Raw genomic sequence first — 19,144 nt, forward strand, 5'->3', positions numbered from 1 at the left:
ATGGACTGGAACGGTGCATCTTCCAAGGACGTTCCCGGTGTTACAACAATACTTGAAGCTTTTGAGAGATACGCTGAAGATTACGGCATAGAAGTAATAACAGATAAAGAAGAAGCAGACAAAGCTGATGTTGTACTGCTTTGTTTGGGTGAGCAGGCATATGCCGAGTGGAACGGCGATACTGAGGATATGAACCTTTTCGGCGAACTTGGACTTGACGGCAATTCTGAGGCACGACAGGAAGCCAAGGATCTTGGCAAGCCTATTGTAACCTGTATCGTTGCAGGCAGACAGGTTCTCATAAATCCGAGAATATACGATCAGTGGGACAGCGTTGTAATGTGCTATCTACCCGGTTCGGAAGGTAAGGGCATATCCGATGTACTCTGCGGCTGTGCTGACTTCAAGGGTAAGCTGCCTGCGCCGTGGTACAGCTCTCTGGATCAGATCCGCACTGACAAGTGCTGGCTGGAAAAGGGTTACGGACTCAGCTACGGCAGTGATTTCAAGGCTAATGATGAGCCTGAAACCCTTCTTGATCCTCCGAATGCAGCTGAACCTGATCCTGCCACTGTAGATACGAACTATACCGTTGGTCTTTTCAAGGACGGGGTATATGTCAATGATTACGCTAAAATCACATTGAATGTTCCCGGTAATCTTAAGAATTATCCTATTGATACAGAGCAGAAAAAAGAATATATTGCCCAGCTTACAGATGAAGAAGAGATCAGACGTGAAATGGCACAGATAAGTGACGCACAGTTCGGAAGTGCAAAAGAAGCCATAATGGTATTCTTTGTAAATACTAAGATCGGTTTCCCCGATTCTCCCGAAGTTTCTGCGGAAGATGTTCTTGACTACTGCAAGAATTGGGTAGATGAACAGATCACAAACGATGGTGACAAGGGAGACTGGAAGAAACGTGAAAAGGTCAAGCTCGGAAACGAGGAATATTACAGAGATGTAGTTTATTATTGGGACGGCAAGGCTTTTGATTCTTTCTATATGAAAAAGCTTGACGACGACCTAATTTGCTTTATATATACGACCACAAGCGAACAGGGAAGAACTCCCGAATATTATGAGGCTCTGTTTTCCTGATACCAGGTGAGTAAACAGGTAATATCAGGAGAAAAATATGGCATTTATCGCGTGAACAGCGAACAGCCGCACAGTAATGCTCCGCTGACTATCTTTCCGCGAGTCTTTCTTATTTCTATTGCTCATTTTTCATCATGCATTTTGTTATTGTATGATATTCGCATTTGGTGTTTTCGGAAAAGTGGAAAATCTATACGTTGCGCCGGCTTTTTGACATGGTCATGCTGAAATATCATTGAAGCAATTGATAAGCCAAGAATGATTTTCATAATTTCAGAGAAAGAAATCCCGCATTTACGAATGAAATCATGTTCAGGCTCAACAACGGAAACAGATGATTCCAAAAGCTTAACAGTTATAAAAAACAGTCACAGGATTGTTTATGAATCTGTGACTGTTTTTCCTTAATTACTTATTATCTTTTTTGAGAAAATCCTCAAACGGGACGATGCTGTCCTTTGCTGTAGATAAGTATGCGTAGTACGAAAGTACCTGTGAAGCATCAACTGCGTCGATAAATCCGTTTTTATTGACATCGCAGATGTCCAGATCTTCCTGAGTAGGCTTTGCAGCGCCTGTTGAATACTTCGCATAGCTTCCGAGTATCTTGGAAGCGTCAACTGCGTCGAGTATGCCGTTTCCGTCTATATCACCGAGAGCCTTTTTAGTTACAGGTGCAGTTGTAGTGGTTGTCGGAGCTGTAGTAGTTGTTACGGTTGTGGTCTTGGCAGTTGTAGTTGTGGCAGCTGTTGTGGTAGTTGCTGTAGGCTTAGCCGTTGTAGTTGTAGAAGCTGTTGTGGTAGTTGTAGTAGGCTTTGCTGTTATAGTTGTAGCAGCTGTTGTGGTAGTTGTAGTAGGCTTTGCTGTTGTAGTTGTAGTGGTTGTGGTTGTAGTAGTGGTAGTAGTTGTTGTTGTTGCGTTAGGATCATCCTTGATATGTACAGTCTTCTCGAAAGGTACTGCTGCTGCATCTGAATAGCTGTGGCATCTCTCTGAAACGCTTACCTTGACATCATAAACATCGCTGAAATCACCGCTTATTATGAATGTGTCAGTAGTTTCTTCACTGTTTACATGATAATCGGGAGTTATCTTTATATCGCTGCCTGCATTGAGAGAAACAGTATTCTCGCTGACAGTTGCTGGAAGCATATACTTGCTGAACTGAAGATTGATATTCTTTCCGTCGTAGGAGATATCAGTTACCTTCGGAGCTTCATTGCTTACAAGTGCAAAGTTGATATCATTATGAACAGGCGGGATTGCTATCCAGTTGCTCTCCATTGTATCAAAGCCCTCAGCCTTGCATACTACCTTCCAGTCTCCTTCGGGAACGTCCCAGACGTAAGCACCGAATTCATCTGTAAGTAATGGGTTATTCTGGTCGAAATCAGTACCGTCCCATGCAACAGCCTTGCCCTCTTCGTCCATGTAGTAGATGGTCATCTCAGCGCCCTTTACTGCATTTGAAGGAGCTCCCTCATATACGATACCAGACGGGTCGATGATAAATCTGATAATGCCTGAACGTGAGAAGTAGCAGTCTGTAAAGTCGATATCCTTTTTGGCTTCCTTTAATGCGTCAGCCTTTGCCTTGGATATTACAACGACGTTGAGTTCTCCGGGAACATAGTTGTTTTGGCCGTCAAACTTACCCTTTACACACCATAATTTGCTCTTTTCGTCGTATTTAGCTTCGAGCTTTGAGATATCGTCGTCCTTTTTGCTGGTGATGAATACCCTGTCAACGTTCTCGCTGTTTGCAATGTCGAGAGCAAATGAAAAATCTTTGCTCGGATCGAGATACATTACAGGAGATTTGCACTTTGTGAATATACCTGTGATATCAGTACCTGCATCGTTGCCATTGATACCGATCTTGATGCCGTTTATTACAGGCTCTTCCTTTGAATATACAAGAATGTGGTCAGAGGTCGAGTAATCGCCGTACTTAGCCTTGAGTACGAACGATGTGCCGTCCTTGCTGTCTGGGAGCTCTATTTCAAGCTCGTACCTGCCTGTATTTGCGTCTGCAACAGGCTCGCCTATGAGCTTGTCACCAAGGTATACCTCTATCTTCTGACCCTTAGGACCTGTACCGCTTACCTTTGTCTTTAAGCTGTTTACAGTTCCGGGAGCGCTGAGACTGAGGATATCCGCAGTAAATCTTACAGAGTGGATAGCTTCTTTTCTTGTTCCTTCATTCTCGTCTGCGTCCTTGAATATAAGGTCTGCGTCAATGTCATATGCGCCTGGTTCTGTAGCTCTTGCAGAGAATGTAAGCTTGCCCTTTGACTTTTCATATGGTATTTTCAATTCAGTAACTGTGCTGAAGTCAACAGCTCCCGAATTTGTTTTGAATGTGTCGGGGAGAATGGTCACTCCCTCGGGGATAGTAAGTTCAAGTGTGAAATCGGTATCAGCCGAGTAATGACCTGCAATAACGTCAAAATCAACTGTAAAATCAACAGTGCCGTTTACAGCAGCCTTTTCTGTTGAGATAGTCATGGCCGAATCGGGACGCTTGAGGAAGATGAGGCTCATATCCTTGAGAGAATAGCACTTTTCAAATGTTGAAGTATCGAAAGAAAACTCAGTCTTTGAGTAGTCAAGAGCCGAGAGACTGCGGCAGTTTTTGAACGCCTTGCTTCCTGCCTCGCATTTTTTAGCGGTCAGGGTTACTTTTTCAAGTGAAGTACAGTTTTCAAAAAGACTTTCCTTCAGTTTATCAAGACCCGAGCCGATACTAACTGTTTTGAGGTCCTTACAATTGCTAAATGCGCCTGCATCTGCTTCTGTAACGCTGTCGGGGAGTTCAAGGGATCTGAGTCCCGATTTGTAGAATGCATATGAATCAATGGATGTGATCGCCGACGGGAACTTGATGCTTCTGAGATGTGTGCAGTACGAAAATGCATTGCTGTCAATAGTTGTTAATGAATCGGGCAGAGTAACTTCCTTAAGCAGAATGCATTTTTCAAATATTCGGGCCGGAATTTTCTTTGTTCCGTCGACGAAAGTCGCTTTAGCAACATTGCTTTCGCTGAATGCGTATGCGGCAGTCTCAAGCGTAGACGGGAGGGAAACCTCGGTAATACCTGCGCCTGAGAAAGCATATCCGTCAATATCTCTGAGGCCCTCGTGGAAGGTGAATTTCTTGAGAGAAGTACAGTCAGCAAAAGCGCAGTTTCCGATAGATGTAACGGTATCCGGAAGAGTGATATCAGTAAGCTTGCGGCAGTTCTGGAATGTACGGTTCGGAACGTTCTTGGCACCGTCTGCAAATGTTGCCTTTGTGATATCTGTACCGTCGAAAGCGTATGCAGCTGTTTCAAGTGTAGACGGGAGAGAAACCTCGGTAATACCTGTACCTGAGAAAGCATATCCGTCAATATCTCTGAGACCCTCGTGGAAAGTGAATTTCTTGAGAGAAGTACAGTCAGCGAAAGCACAGTTACCGATAGATGTAACGGTATCCGGAAGAGTGATATCAGTAAGCTTTGTACAGTTATAGAATATACGCCTCGGAACTGTCTTTGCACCCTTAGCAAATGAAGCCTTTGTGATATCTAAGCCATCGAAAGCATATGTAGCAGTTTCAAGTGTGGACGGGAGAGCTACTTCGGTAATACCTGTACCTGAGAAAGCATATCCGTCAATATCTCTGAGCCCCTCATTGAATGTGTACTTTTTGAGCGAAGAACAGTTATAGAAAGAACAGTTTCCGATAGATGTGATCGTATCAGGAACATTAACATCTGTAAGCTTTGTACAGTTATAGAATATACGTTTTGGAATTTCCTTTGCACCCTTAGCAAACGAAGCTTTGGTGATAGGGCAGCCGTCAAAAGCATATGTAGCAGTTTCAAGTGTAGACGGGAGAGCTACTTCGGTAAGAGCTGTTTTTTTAAATGCGTAATCTTCTATAGTTGTAAGTCCCTCGTTGAAGCTTACGCCTGTAAGAGCTTCACAATTGTAAAATGCATTGACTCCGATAGTCAGTATGCCTGAAGGCAAAATGACTGATGTCAGTGTCTTATTGCTTTCAAAAGCATCCTTTCCGATACCGCATACCGTATAGCCGTCAAGCTTGTCAGGTATGGTGACTACGGAATCGGTACCCGTATACTTAGTGATCACAGCACCAAATTTTTCGAGGGTGTACTGATAATCGCCGCTTGTCTTAGTTGCAGCAGCGTGAACCTCGAGAGCTGTTATCGGCAGCCTGATGCCCATGTCTGCAAGAGGAGCACAGCATACGGAGCTGATAGCTGCTGCAGCTGTGATCGATGCCAAAAATCTTTTTGTTTTTTTCTTCATCATTTTTTCCACCATTCTATCATATTTGCGGTATTTATACCGATATATATTATAATATATTTTTCTGAAAAAATAAATATTATTTATTGAATTTTGTTAATAATATGAAATACATATAGTGCAAACAGTAACCGTTTGTGCAACTTTTTAGCTATAAAATCATAGTATTTTATCTTAATTTCTTATGAACTCTTAAACGGATTCAGTGTCTGTTCCGGCTGTTTTTCAGTGCAGGGCAAATATGCTTCCATCGGCTTTTCTTTTTATCATTTGTTCCATAAATTCAATTATGTTTTTTCTGCTGAAGACAGCTAAAGCCTTTCGATCTCTTTTGTATCTGGAGTCAGAATTCAAAAATGCTCCTGTCCTCATGGGACAGGAGCTGTTTCATTCACTGCAATATATTGATCTCCGCTGCGACCAAGCCTCCGCCGCACGCAGCATTTTCGATAGTTATGCCGCCGCCGAGCTTTCGGCAGAGCAGCCAGCAAATGTAAAGTCCGAGACCGAAATGCGTTTTGTCCTTCTCGTTTTCATCACGGTAGAAAGGTTTCCATGCCTGCCTTATAGCGTCTTCGGAGAAGCCGCAGCCATCGTCCTCGACAACTATCCTGAGCGAAGCTGAGCCGAGTTCCGCACGGCATTTCACATACGTTTCCGAGTAGTTCAGCGCATTCGCCGCGAGATTAAGGAACACCTCCATCAGCAGCTCGGAGTCGGTATAAACGATACTTTCGGTATTGCCGACAGCGTCAAAGCTGAACTTCTCTCCGCACAGCAGTTTTCCGCTCTCAGCGATCTGCCTGCAAAGTTCACCGAACGTAACAGGCCTGACGTCGGGGATAATATCCTCGAGCTTGTTTACGCCGCTCATTTTCTCGGTGTAACTTTTGAGCCTTTCGATCTGACCTTCCATTTTCGCCATTATCTCCAGCTGTTTCTCAGCAGAAAGCTTTTCTCCGCACTGTCTTATCAGCTCCATATAGCCGCTCAGCACGGTAATAGGCGTGCGGAGGTCATGCGAGAATGCAGAGTTGAGCCTTTTTCTCTCTTCAAGGGCTTTCCATAACGTATAGTTGCTGTCGTAGAGGTCTTGCCGCATTTCCTCGAATGAGGCGCAAAGCCTGCCAAGTTCGTTGTCTGTTGCACATTCGACCCTGAAATCAAGGTCGTCATTCCTTATCCTGTCGGAAGCTTTTATCAATGTATCCACAGGAGGCTCTATCTCCCTGTGCAGGTAAACTCTTGCGGTCACAAGCAGACAGAGCGCCGACCACAGCGGTACAAGCACTATCCTGGAATAATAGAGCAGCTGCGATATCATATAGAATCTGTCTGCAACGGCGTTCTTTTCATACAGTCCTTTACTGTCGAATACGCTTATGCACCATGCCTGCAGATATGACGTTACAGCCTCGATAACAAAGCTGCCTGCTGCGCACACGACTATACAGGGAAAAAGACTTTTTATCAGTGCGGACATCAGCGTCCTTTTTCTCATTTTATCCATTTATACCCCATACCCCATACAGTCCCGAGGTGTGATTCTTCACCGTATTTTGCGAGCTTTGCCCTCAGTCGGCGAATATGCTCCGCGACGACCGAGCTGTCGCCGTCGGCGTCATAACCCCATATTTTCTCATATATACGTTCCTTGTCGAACACCTGTCCCATATTTACCGAGAGAAGCTCGACGATGCCGTATTCCTTCTTTGTAAGGTCGATATCATCATTCCCCACCCTGACCGTTTTCTCTGTGTAGTTGATAACGATATTGCCGAAGAACCGAACATTTGCCGAAGCAGCCGAGCGCTGCTCACGTCGGATATGTGCGGCGATACGTGCACCGAGCTCGTCAAGCGAAAACGGCTTGATGATGTAGTCGTCGCCGCCTGCGGCAAAGCCGCTTATCTTGTCGGAATCCTCCACCCGCGCAGTGAGGAACAGAATGGGACAGTTTATATGCTCCCTGAGCCGCGAGCACACCTCAAATCCGTCCATTCCGGGCATATTGACATCGAGCAGTATCAGGTCGGGAGCGTTCGAGGCAGCTTCAACAGCCTCAACTCCGTTATATGCTGTGAACACGCAGTAGCCGTTGAGCTCAAGGTAGTCCCTGAGCAGGCTCACAACGTCCTTTTCGTCGTCAGCAACGAGAATTTTGTACATGGCTTCACTTCCTTGCATATATTATAGCAAATTGCGTCAGGAATAGCAAGCCGCGGAGGTATCATCTCTCATTCTTTGCTATTCTGCGATATATCATAGCCGCAGCTATAAGGAACGCTCCTGTTGCCGCTGCCACCGGCTTGCAGCCCTTTATGCCGTAGGTCATGGACATGAGGCAGAATTTTCCGAGTTCCCTGTGCATGAATAGATTCATCATGAAGTACATCAGCGAAACCATATAACCGATAACGGGGTTATCCGTAACTGCCGCAGCTGAGAAGCCGAGAGCCCCTATCGCAAAGGCTCCCGCGAAAGCTCCCAAACACATTTTCAGTGTGACGCTGCATTCATTGTACCGCATATAGCCGCCGAGCGCTCCTGTCAGTACAGCAAGCAGCACAGCCGAGCAGAGTATCCTCAGTCCCGTCACGATATGACGACTCATCTTTTTGGCACGTACAGTTTCGAGTATACACTCATTCTGCTCCGGAGCAAGTATGGGCGTGAACAGGATTATCCCTGTCAGGAGCGGTATTATCTCGAGCGGCTGTGCCGCCAGCCTGCCGCTGAGCTCAGTGAGTCCGAATACAAGCGGGGATACGGCCAGCACTCCCACGGCAGCAGCGTAATGCGGCAGGAAATTATGCTTTACGTCTGAATATACTATCCTTGCCAAACAGCCTGATGCCATTGAAGCGTCCCCCTCTCTCTGCATTGTATACCACAGCCGCCAGCAGCATTATCAAAAGCGATACAACAGTCCAGAAGATGCGGCTGAAAATGAAATTGTTCCGGCTTTCTAGGAATACGTTTCTTTCCATAGGAGTGTTGTGACGGCACACAAGAGTGAATCTGCCTATCCTTCCCGCAAGCTGCCCGAATCCTATCATTACACTGTAGAACCATACAACGGTCTGCGTGAGTATCGCGAAAGCCGACGAGAATATTTCAGTGAGAAGTACTCCCAGCGCCGTGGTGAACATAAGGTTAGGCAGCAGCCATACCGTTGGGAGCTTGAAAAATGCAAGCATATCCATTGACTCTCCCTTGTATACCGAAAGCGCCTCCAGCAGCGCAACGACCATTTCCGCGAAAACGGGGACAAACATCGTGCACAGAAGAGCAGCATACCGCGTGAACACCAGCTTTACCGAAGACGTTTTCCTCGTGTAGACAAGCTCCTCCATGCGGCGTTTTTTGTCTGCAGCAGTCAGCCACGCAGCAACGAATACTGGAAGTATCGCAAGGATTATACCTGTGTAATCGCAGAAAAGCCTTGCAAGTCCGCGCGTGATCCTGTCTTCCTTGTAGAAGCCGTCCTGCTCTGCCTGTATTTGCTCCTCGGACATGGGAACGAGCGAAAACGAATACATGAGATTGTCAGGTCTGTACACAGAGCCTCCGCCCAGCATATCATCAACATCACCCATTATCTCCCTGAACCTGTCGTATGAAAAATTCTCCTTTACGGGTATATCATGATATCCGTACTGCGCCTCTGCCGAGTATCCTTCGTAATAGGCCTCCCCCTTATCAAGAAGTTCCTCAAAACCTTTTTCGTCGGTACCTGTTATCTCTTTCAGGTATTCCCTGATCTTGTCGCGCTTGCTGCCTTTCAGGCGGACAGCCTTATAGTATCCGTACGGGTAGCATATATACTTGTTTGAATTGTAATCCTCCATAAGCGAATTCAGCGCACCTTCCATGATCAGGTCATGATCCTCGACCGCAACGAGTCCATCTCTTCCGACATCCTCTTTGCCGGTGCAATCGGAGAAGTAGTTCGTGAAGAAGAACAGCAGCGACAGTATGCAGTACACGATGAATGCTGCCGAGCGCAGTATTTTTTTGCATTCATGCCTGAACAGCATTACTCATCACCGCCTTTCATATCGCAGCCATTCGAGCGCAGGCAGTACATATATGCCCCCTCGATGTCAGGCTCGGTCAGAACTGCATTCGGCAGGTCGGGCTCAGAATCGGAAACGATAGTGACAGTCGTGTATTCAGCCTGCGACACCATTCCTGTAACGATGTATTCCTTCTTTATCTGAGCCATGTACCGCTTCTCTATATTGGCAGTATAAATATGACCGCGCGCATTTTCGATCAGCTCGCTGACAGTACCATGCCATAGTATCCTTCCCTCGTCCATAATGGCTATATTCTCACAGGTGGACTCCACGTCACCGACGATATGGGTAGAGAGTATGACAATACGCTCCTCAGCCGTTTCGCAGAGCAGATTGCGGAAGCGTATACGCTCCTCGGGGTCGAGACCTGCGGTCGGCTCATCAACGATGAGCACCTCAGGATCATGGAGCAGAGCCTGTGCGATACCGAGTCTGCGCTTCATACCGCCCGAGAGCTGTTTTATCTTCTTGGAGCGGTCATTATACAGGTTAACTTTTTTCAGCAGCGATCCTACCCTCTTTTTCCGCTCTGCGGCAGGTATGCCCGAAAGTGCACCGAGGTAGTCAAGAGCCTCGTCCGTGCGCATATTCGGATACATGGAAAAATCCTGGGGCAGATAGCCTGTCATTGAGCGTATCTTTGCCGCTTCTTTCACGGGGACACCGCATACAGTTATCTCGCCGCTCTTTTTGGGCTGAAGAGCAGCGATAGTCTTCATCAGCGTAGTTTTTCCCGCGCCGTTACGCCCGAGCAGGCCGAACATACCCTGCCCGATAGTAAGGTCTATATCAAACAGCACCTGTTTTCTCCCGTAGAATTTATTCATGCCTTTTATGACTATTTTTTTGTCCATACAGACACTCCTTTCATTGTTGTACAAACATCATAACAGGAGAATTTCAACTTTTTATCTGATTTCAGACAACAATCCAAAAAATATTTCTGACGGCTTTGCACCGTATCCCATCGCGTATTTCCGTCACGGTCTGTGTATAAACGGTCAAGAAAGTGTTCCATGCGCTGTATTGCACAAAAAAGCTCTCGAAAATGAACTTCTGCCATTTTCGGGAGCTTTCATAACAGGTCATCAATAAAGCATTATTTCTGCTTGTCGGATATGTAAGCGTTCGTACTGAGATCAACGATTTCAGGTCTGAAAAATGTTCCTGTCCTGAAAACAAAGGAAATATAGATATTGTATGTTTCGCCGTCAATAGTTACTTCCCGCGCCAATTTGTCATACAGGCTGCTTTTATCCGTAGGGAAATAATCCGACCAGCTGCCGTTTATTTCGTATTTATAGTCCATATTCTTATATTTGTCGCAGAATGAGAACATTTCTTCATCGCTTGAAAATCTGAAGTCGTTTTTATCTACCAGCTTTTTCAGGTCGCTGCTCAGCATACCGTAGTCGATATAATCGCCGAGCTCGCTTATTCCGTTGCATTTATTGTCCATATTTTCATAGAATTTATTGCAGTAAGCCCTTTTAGCAACTATCCACGTTGGAACTGCCGCTATTATTACTCCTACAGCGATCAAGAAAATTATGACTCTTTTTAATAATATTCCCCTTTTTCCTTCCATCTTTTTGTCTCCTTATATCAATTTAGTTTTCAGACGAGTATTGAGTACACTTTGTGATCAAAGATCAAGAAGCTTTTCCTGGATCGTATGAGCGTCCCCTACTGTCAGGCCATTGCCGTCTGAATCTGCATTAGCTCTGCCCTGTGCGGAAAGATGTATCGTTGCTGTGCCATTCTCGCCGTATTTATTCGGATTTGCAAGCGCCCGCATTACAAGGACAGCGTCGGACATATCGACCTGACCGTCGCAGTTGGCATCTCCGATAACTGAAGCAACAGGATTTACAACAGGTGCGCTTTCGGTTTTGAAGTCGCCGGTAGTAAAGCTGCTCATCTTCCAGCTGCCGTTTTCAAGTACAAATACCGCTTTGCATTTGCCCTGTATCTGATTGCTTAAAACCGTTGTTGCCGTGAATTTGTCTGCGGTAACATCTGATACCATAACGCCCTCACTTGTATCGAACAGCAGCGAGCCTCTTCTGCCGTCTGATTCATAAAGAATATTGTCTTTTTCAGCAAAACGTGCGTCGCATTCCTTCATGAAGTAGTCTTTCACTTCACCTGTGAATTTCTTTCCGATGATATCCTTCAGCTCTTCAATTGACTTGAATAATGAAAAATCAGTGACTTCATAGTAGCTTATATCACCTTTTTTGAATGCTTCCTCGTCACTGTGAGCAATTCCGCTTGCAAAAAGGCTGTCAAAAAATGAGTAAGCTTCCATTTTTTCAATAGCATGAGTATTAAGAGACTTTTTGTCTGCCTCGCGCACAAGGCGTATTCTGCCGGAATTGCCGAGATAGAGCTCATCAGGTCTTGCATTAAGGCAAGTAGCGGTATATTTTATCTCCGAACCTTCGATAAATCTGAGAACTGCAAACATTTTGCCGCCGATAGTCTCATCGCCGACCTTTACTTCGCCTTTGCTCGTATTGCCGTCAATATCAGTGTATTTATATGTACCGTCTGCACTGATCTCAAATGTTCCGCTCTCTCTTGCGGAAATATCAACAGGATAGCCGCCGTTGGATTCCTGATATTTCCACTTGCCCAGGAAATCATTTAGGTTAACTTCTGCCGAACCCTTGCGGACAAGACGTGAAATACGGTTATTTCCCATATATAATGCGTCGGGATCGTTCTGACGGTAATAACCGCCGAATTTATGCTCTGAGCCCTCATAGAAGTCAACTGTCTGTAAGGTCGTGCTTCCGATAGTCTCAAAACCGAGCTTTACTGTACCTGTTGAAGTTTTTCCGTTTACATCTGTATATGTGTATGTTCCGTCCTTGCTGATAACAACTGTGCCATTGTCCTTTGAGCTGATATCAACATCATAGTTAGTATCAGAAACCTGATATTTCCACTGACCGACAAGCTGCTCTATGCTGACATTTCCGTCAGAAGCTTCTGATGTTACGGAAGCTGTTGCTGTCTCAGCTGCATAAGCTGATGTGATGGGAGCTGCTGAAAGCATAATGCCGAGTGCGGCAATAACAGAAACGATATTCTTGGTGATCATAATGATTTCCTCCGATATTCTCTTTTATAATAATCTGCACATAATAACCTGTATGTGCGTTTTGATGTGTCCTTGCGGAACGTTTTGTTGTGGTCGACCTTTCATAAACAACAATCGGAATGCAAATATCAAGTGTTACATCAATGAAAAAAATTTTTTGTGTTTTTTTCCGGCAAGAGGAATATCCTTGGGAAAACAGCGTATTTACGGACTTGTTTCCAAGCTTCAGATGTCATAATTATAAAAAAACCGCCCTCAATCTGATATGCACCCCAAAAGTTAGACACTTTTGGAGGTGCATATCAGATTGAGGGCGGTCACCTGACACTATCAAATCATGCTATAATATCGTTCACGAGCTTTTCCGCGTCCTCTGCCGACATGGGACGTCCCCATATGAAGCCCTGCACATAATCGCAGCCGATGGTGCGAAGAGCTTCAAGCTGTTCCTGTTCCTCGACGCCTTCCGAAATAACGTCAAGTCCCATGATATGTCCCATTGAGATCATCGCCGCAACATACTGCTTCGAGGACTCGCTTGTATTTATCTTATCAATAAACGACTTGTCTATTTTCAGCAGATTTGCAGGTATCTTGCTGAGATAGCTCAGAGACGAATAGCCTGTGCCGAAATCGTCTATGGCAATTTTCACGCCCATTTCTCTCAGGGCATTTATACAATCCAGAGCCTTATCAGCCGAGTCGATAAGTATGGATTCGGTTATCTCTATCTCGATCTGGATCGAAGCGATACCGCTTTTATTTATGAGCTCCCTTATCTCCTCAAGGAAACCTTTTTTCATAAGGTGTCTTGCCGAAGCATTAAGGCTCAGAGTCAGATCAAATCCTGTTTTTTTCACAAGGCTGCTGAAAAAATCCGTAGCTTTCCTGAAAACCATACTGTCTACCTTATCAATAAGACCGACTTTTTCCGCAACGGGTATGAACTCTCCCGGAGAAATGAAGTTTCCGTCAGAGTCCTTCATACGTGCAAGTGCTTCAAAGCCGCGAAGCTTGTGTTCCATGTCATACTGCGGCTGTAAATTGAAGTATATCGTTTCATTTTTCAGGGCTTTGCGTATTATGTTCTCGATTTCAAGAGTACGCTCATTTTTGAGGATATCGGAAGAATACCTAAGGATATGATCGCTGCTGTTGGCTTTTTTAATCTCATTCATAGCAAGATCCGCGTGCGATAAAAGTGAATCAGCCGTACTTGCGTCCGTAGGATACTCAGCATATCCGAAGCTTGCCGTTATGTAAATATCACAGCCGTCCACAGTCAGACTTTCATTGAGAGCGTCGGCATATCGTGCAATAATGCTTCTCAGCTCTTCATCGGAACTGTATCCGTGAATAATAAGCAGAAACTCATCGCCGTTCAGACGGGTCATGTAGTCCGTATATCCCGAACTCCTGTTATCGGAAATGGCTTTCCAGCGCTTTGAGACTTCGGTCAGCACCTTGTTTCCTGCCTTGAATCCCAATGCGTCATTGATACTCTTAAAATGATTGAGATCTATCGAGACTACGGTAAATCTTTCTTCCCGTCTGACAAGGTCGGCAACATAATCCGAGCTTGCAAAACGATTCGGAAGTTTCGTAAGCGCGTCGGTATAGCTCAGATACCTGAGGTGCTCGACCATTCTGTTGCTGTAAAGCTCAGACGCAAGGATAAACGTAGTCAGTTCCAGTGTTTCCTTGATAGTGCTGACTTTATCATCGCTGAAATTGATAGCCCATATGTAGCCCAACAGTTCATTTTTGAACATAAGCGGAAACAGTACTATCGTTTTACCGCCTGCACTTGTAATGGAATTATGCCATATGGGATTGCGTTCCCTGACAACTTCCATATCGCGCTCGTTTTTTACTATCAGACAGTTGCTTCCCGCAAGGGTGTCCAGCCACGAATAGGCAATATCGTAAAAGGCGTCGTCCACGTATCTGTCCATAGGAAGAAGATCCGTATCCTTTGAAAAGGCTTCGCACAGTACGGAACACTTTCTGTTCGCAGTATCCATTAGCAGGATACAGCAATGCTCGGATTCGCATAGATCGCGGATATCAGAGCATACCTCTTTCATTGCCTGCTGAAAATCATCGGGATTCTGCAGCTTAATACAGGTCTCGAGCACATAAGAGGCTATGTTTCCCGAAGGCTTTGCCATTCTCTTTGCATCCGGCTTCAGATCAACATCAACGATATACAGGCAATAGCATATGTTGCCGTCGTCTGAATACAGCGGTACGAACGACATATCGAACCATATATCGAATCTTGTAGGATGTGCATAGGAGTGAACGCATTTCTTCTGCACAGCCGCTTCATAACAGGCCTCTTCAAAATTCAGGTCTCTTTCCACATAATCGCAGTATTCGGAATTCGGTACGAATTTTCGCTTCAGCATACTCATTCCGTCTACAGGTCTTTCGATCGTGTCTACATAAGCCTGATTTCCCGTAACTATCCTGATTTTTCCATATGTATCGTAATCTATTTTTTCAACTGATATTACACAAGCAGCTTTCCCGATACTGTCAACAATTGCACGGAATCTCATGATATGATCCCCCCTGATTATAAAAGAACATCTATCCTGTATTCTTAGTTCTATTTTACCATTTTTACCCAACTGCTTCAATAAACTGTAATTAAAGTTTACAAACCCGAACAAAAAATAGGCAGTTCATACAAAGTTGCAAATGAGATTTTGTGCGTTAATACAATTACCGCTCATAATACAGTGAAAGATCTTTACGTAAAACTTTTTTTAAAATTTTTTCCAGAAATGTAACACTTTGTTTCCCTGCTGCGATTGTTATTTATGAAAGGACAATCCATATATCGAATTGCCCTGAAACGATTAAAGAGTTCAGGCGCCGAACTATTTAATATACTTCAGATCCAGAATAAGATCAAGAATTACGGAGGTAATCAATATGACAAACATCAAACGAAGAGTTTCCGCTTTTATCGCTGCTTTTGCCATGATGGGGGCAGTAACAGTTCCCGCTTCAGCAAAGTATGTGACCAATGAATCCGCTGTTACGGCATCAGCAGAATATATACCGTGCTGCTGTTATGACATTTCTTACAGAGCTGACGTAAAGGCAGGCACAAAGTTCAGAGAAAGCCCGTCAAAGAACGCTAAGGTAGTTGCTTCGGTCAAGAAGCGTACTTACGGAAAAAAGGTGTATTTTGAAAAGGTAGCCTGCTATAATTTCAGTGCCGATTCGGGATACAGCCATATGAACGGCACCTGGCTCTATTCAACCTATGATAAGGGCTGGGTAAATTACAATGATATCATTTCCTGATCCTAAAAAGTCAAAAATATTATTTATCAAAGCAAACGAATATATCATGGTGAAATCTATAATACAGATCATTCACAGTTGCAATACTGTCACACCTCTCATATTCACAGCATAATATGTAAAAAAGGCGGCTTTGCCGCCTTTTTTTATTCAATAAAACATCTTCCGAATAACTTAGTTTAAGTTGTTTCGCAATGGCATGCATTAAGTATCACGATTTGTATTTCATTTTCCATATCTGTAATAGCTATGGACATTGCATCGTTATCAGTTCTTTTGGCTATTAGCGATACTCCGTACATCGTGAACAACGCACAGCCATAAATTAATACTCCGCCGACTATCTTTCAGTTTACTTTTTTCATTTCAGTTGCTCATTTTTCATAATGCGTAATTTGTTACCAAACGCGGCAGCTGTTTAGCTGCCGCGTTCATTATATTATCAATACATTAATTTAAAAATTCTCGCGCATACCGAGAAGGTATTCCTGAATTCTAAGGGCGTCATTAGGAGTAAGTCCGGGTGAATCCTGATCAACGTCTCCGTTTCTAACACCATTCTCTGTGATGTGGCGGGGATCTGTGCCGTTCAGTCCGTACTTATTGGGATTTGCAAGAGCCTGCATGATGAGCACGGCGTCTGCCATATCCACCTGACCGTCCTCATTTACGTCGCCCATGGTATCAAGGAATTCCAATTCATAAATGTTGTATAATTTCATTGCAGTCGAGTTATTATAGCAGTATATCTTGTCTATCTCTCCGTCGAAGGGAGTGCCCTTAAGCACACATTCGGGATTGAGTATCGTTATGTTAAGTTCCTTTGTCTTCTTCGGTATAACTATAGTAGCTTCCTTGAGCTCCGAACCATCATAGTTAAAAACAGTTTTTTCTTTGTCACCGTCTTTCGACTGTAAGAAACTGAATGCATTGCTGTCGATGAATTCCACGCCTTCGGGAATAACAAGGTCATATATGCTTGTTTCATTAAACGTGCCTGTCTCTATCCGTTTAAGCGTGTTAGGTATATTCACCTCTTCGAGGAGGCAGCAATTATTAAAAGCACTCTCTCCAAGCTCTTTAAGTCCTTCATTCAGAGTCACTTTTTTAAGGTTATAATCCCCATCAAAAGCATTTTTGCCTATACTTACAAGATTTGAGCCGCATTTTACCTCTTCAAGGTTATAGCAGTCTCTGAAAGCTCCTCCGTCTATGGTTCTGAGGCTGTCGGGAATATTTACCGAGATAAGATTATAGCACCTCTCAAAAGCGCCTATGCCTATAGTCCTGAGGCCATCGGGAAAAGTTACAGAGGAAAGAAAGGCACAGCTATCAAAAGCATAGTCTCCGATACTTTTAATTCCGTTTCCGAGCTCAACAGCCGAAAGCTTGTCAAAATTAATGAATGCGAATTCTTCTATGGTCTCAAGGCTGTCGGGAAGCTTTATTGTCTTTAACGTTTTCCTGCATTTTTCCAGGTCGTCTTTGCCGATACTTCTGATACCCTCGCCTATAATTATGTGTGCAACGTCGGGGAAGTCCGCAAATACGCTGTAATCCAGATCTCTTACGTTGCCCTCGACAATTATTGTATTGATCCCTGTAAAGTCATAGGTATCCTTAAGGCTGCTGTCCCATACGAGCTTTGTGAAGGGCTTGCCGTCAACCTCCGCAGGGAAAACTACTGTATGGTCGTTTAGTTTGTACAGATTGAATTCGGGAATGAATTCCTTGAGCTTCATGCTTTCGTCATGCTTCACAAGCTTTATGAACTGGATCCTGCCGTCTAACTTACCATAATTCTCGGCAGTAGAGCCCTCATAGCCGTAGAGCACGTCATATTCATCAAGACCGAACACTACATTATTTCCCGAAAATTTACAGTCGGTGCTAAGAACGGTAATGCTTGTTTCCGCGTCGTTTGCAGGTATGATGACGGTATTGCTGCCTTCTGTCAGCACCACGTCCTTTTCCTTATCGGGCATATATGTGAATGCATACGCGCCTATCTCTTTAACGGATGCAGGAATAACTACCTCCGCAATACTTGTACAATCAAACGCCATCTCTTCTATCTTTTCAAGCGTGGAAGGCAGATTTATCTTGCTAAGTAAATAGCATTTCCTGAAAGCTTCATTGCCGATAGTCTCCAGGCCTTCGTTAAACTCTACGGTCTTAAGGTTGAAATCATTCTCAAACACACGGGAATAATCCAGTCTTTTCAGACCTGAACCGAATTTTACATATTCAAGCTCATCACATAACGCAAATGCCCTTTCTCCTATGCTCGCAAGCTTGTCCGGAAGGGTAAGTGACTTTATGGAACAGCCCATAAATGCACTATGACCAATATATTCAACACTGTCGGGAAGCTCAATGGACTCTATCGGACAGTTCCAAAAGGCATAATCGCCGATAGATACCAGTCCCTTTCCTAAGGTGACGTCTTCAAGCTTGCTGAAATAACTAACGTTCCTATTGCGTATATCTCTGAGGCTGTCGGGGAGCTTTAGGGATCTGAGGGTTTCTTTGGAAGAACTGAAAATAGAGATGTCCAGAGTCTCTAAGCCCTCGCCTATCTCAATATTCTCAAGCGAATTGAAAAAAAGAAACTGCTCGCCGTAAAGCGCAGGTAAGCTTGCTTCTATTTTCAGATTTACCACATTTTGGGGCAGTTCAGGGGAACGGTTAAAGGCGTCATCTTCAACACTAACAACGGGCTTGCCGTCTATCTCAGCAGGGATAACGAGAGTGTCTCCCTTTATGCCGGTAACGCGCATTATTTTAACCCCGCCGACCGTTTCCTCAGTCTCGAATACTGCGGAGCATTCTTCTTCGGGCTCCTCAATGTCGCCCACCTCGGCAGTTTCAGTATCGTTTTTGTCCTTGCTCTCAGGTGTTACAGTTTTTTCTCCGCTCTTCTCCGAAGCCTTTTCCCCCTTGTCAGCTTCTGCGGATACTTCTTTTTCAGTCGATACGGTTGTTTCTTCATCTGCACAGGCTGTGATAAGTATGTCCGTGTTTGAAGTTGCAGGATACGCTCCCCCAATGAGCGCAAGTGACGTAACAGCTGCGATGATTTTTTTGATTTTCATAGTAATTACTCCTTTTATTATCATTAAGTCTTGCGACTTTAAGATATCATAGCACAAATGCGGATTTTTCGCAATATTCTTTTGTCAAAATTTACAATCCCGTAATATTTGAT

The 19,144-nt window shown here is 44.4% G+C and carries 12 protein-coding genes; 2 read left to right on the top strand and 10 right to left on the bottom strand.

Annotated features, from left to right (window positions below; all coding sequences use genetic code 11):
• The coding region (locus IKW96_RS07780) for a glycoside hydrolase family 3 C-terminal domain-containing protein (protein ID WP_296572763.1) at positions 1 to 1,104 on the top strand (1,104 nt) is incomplete at its 5' end.
• Positions 1,105 to 1,512: 408 nt separating this feature from the next.
• Here IKW96_RS07780 and IKW96_RS07785 read toward each other — a convergent pair.
• The 9 genes from IKW96_RS07785 to IKW96_RS07825 all read right to left on the bottom strand — a co-directional run bounded on the left by IKW96_RS07785 (position 1,513) and on the right by IKW96_RS07825 (position 15,179).
• A complete protein-coding gene (locus IKW96_RS07785; RefSeq protein ID WP_296572765.1) occupies positions 1,513 to 5,427 on the bottom strand; it encodes a leucine-rich repeat protein in 3,915 nt (1,304 codons plus the stop codon).
• 388 nt (positions 5,428 to 5,815) lie between these two features.
• Positions 5,816 to 6,934, bottom strand: coding sequence for a HAMP domain-containing sensor histidine kinase (locus IKW96_RS07790; protein ID WP_296572804.1), 1,119 nt, complete (start codon positions 6,932 to 6,934; stop codon positions 5,816 to 5,818).
• Complete coding sequence (locus IKW96_RS07795) at positions 6,922 to 7,593, bottom strand: response regulator transcription factor (RefSeq protein ID WP_296572807.1); 672 nt, start codon at positions 7,591 to 7,593, stop codon at positions 6,922 to 6,924. Before IKW96_RS07795 ends, IKW96_RS07790 begins: the two co-directional genes overlap by 13 nt.
• A gap of 61 nt (positions 7,594 to 7,654) precedes the next feature.
• Positions 7,655 to 8,284 carry a hypothetical protein gene (locus tag IKW96_RS07800; RefSeq protein ID WP_296572811.1) on the bottom strand — a complete coding sequence of 210 codons (630 nt, stop codon included), beginning with the start codon at positions 8,282 to 8,284 and terminating at the stop codon, positions 7,655 to 7,657.
• Positions 8,235 to 9,464, bottom strand: a complete 1,230-nt coding sequence (locus IKW96_RS07805) for an ABC transporter permease (protein WP_296572813.1) — start codon at positions 9,462 to 9,464, stop codon at positions 8,235 to 8,237. Before IKW96_RS07805 ends, IKW96_RS07800 begins: the two co-directional genes overlap by 50 nt.
• On the bottom strand, positions 9,464 to 10,360 hold the full coding sequence (locus IKW96_RS07810) for an ABC transporter ATP-binding protein (RefSeq protein WP_296572815.1): 897 nt from the start codon (positions 10,358 to 10,360) through the stop codon (positions 9,464 to 9,466). The genes IKW96_RS07805 and IKW96_RS07810 overlap by 1 nt, the downstream gene beginning before the upstream one ends.
• A gap of 245 nt (positions 10,361 to 10,605) precedes the next feature.
• Positions 10,606 to 11,094, bottom strand: a complete 489-nt coding sequence (locus IKW96_RS07815; RefSeq protein ID WP_296572817.1) for a hypothetical protein — start codon at positions 11,092 to 11,094, stop codon at positions 10,606 to 10,608.
• Between the two features lie 57 nt (positions 11,095 to 11,151).
• On the bottom strand, positions 11,152 to 12,615 hold the full coding sequence (locus IKW96_RS07820) for a dockerin type I repeat-containing protein (protein ID WP_296572820.1): 1,464 nt from the start codon (positions 12,613 to 12,615) through the stop codon (positions 11,152 to 11,154).
• Between the two features lie 335 nt (positions 12,616 to 12,950).
• Positions 12,951 to 15,179, bottom strand: coding sequence for a bifunctional diguanylate cyclase/phosphodiesterase (locus tag IKW96_RS07825; RefSeq protein WP_296572823.1), 2,229 nt, complete (start codon positions 15,177 to 15,179; stop codon positions 12,951 to 12,953).
• A 379-nt stretch (positions 15,180 to 15,558) separates the two neighbouring features.
• Between IKW96_RS07825 and IKW96_RS07830 the strand changes: the two genes are divergently transcribed.
• The gene (locus IKW96_RS07830; RefSeq protein ID WP_296572826.1) at positions 15,559 to 15,936 is read left to right on the top strand and encodes a hypothetical protein; all 378 of its coding nucleotides are present in this window, start codon (positions 15,559 to 15,561) and stop codon (positions 15,934 to 15,936) included.
• A gap of 455 nt (positions 15,937 to 16,391) precedes the next feature.
• On the opposite strand, the gene IKW96_RS07835 is transcribed toward IKW96_RS07830, so the two are convergent.
• Positions 16,392 to 19,031: a leucine-rich repeat protein gene (locus IKW96_RS07835; RefSeq protein WP_296572829.1), complete on the bottom strand. Its 2,640-nt coding sequence runs from the start codon at positions 19,029 to 19,031 to the stop codon at positions 16,392 to 16,394.
• Positions 19,032 to 19,144 lie beyond the last annotated feature (113 nt).

It is taken from the genome of Ruminococcus sp. (assembly GCF_017549005.1).
Taxonomy (GTDB): domain Bacteria; phylum Bacillota; class Clostridia; order Oscillospirales; family Ruminococcaceae; genus Ruminococcus.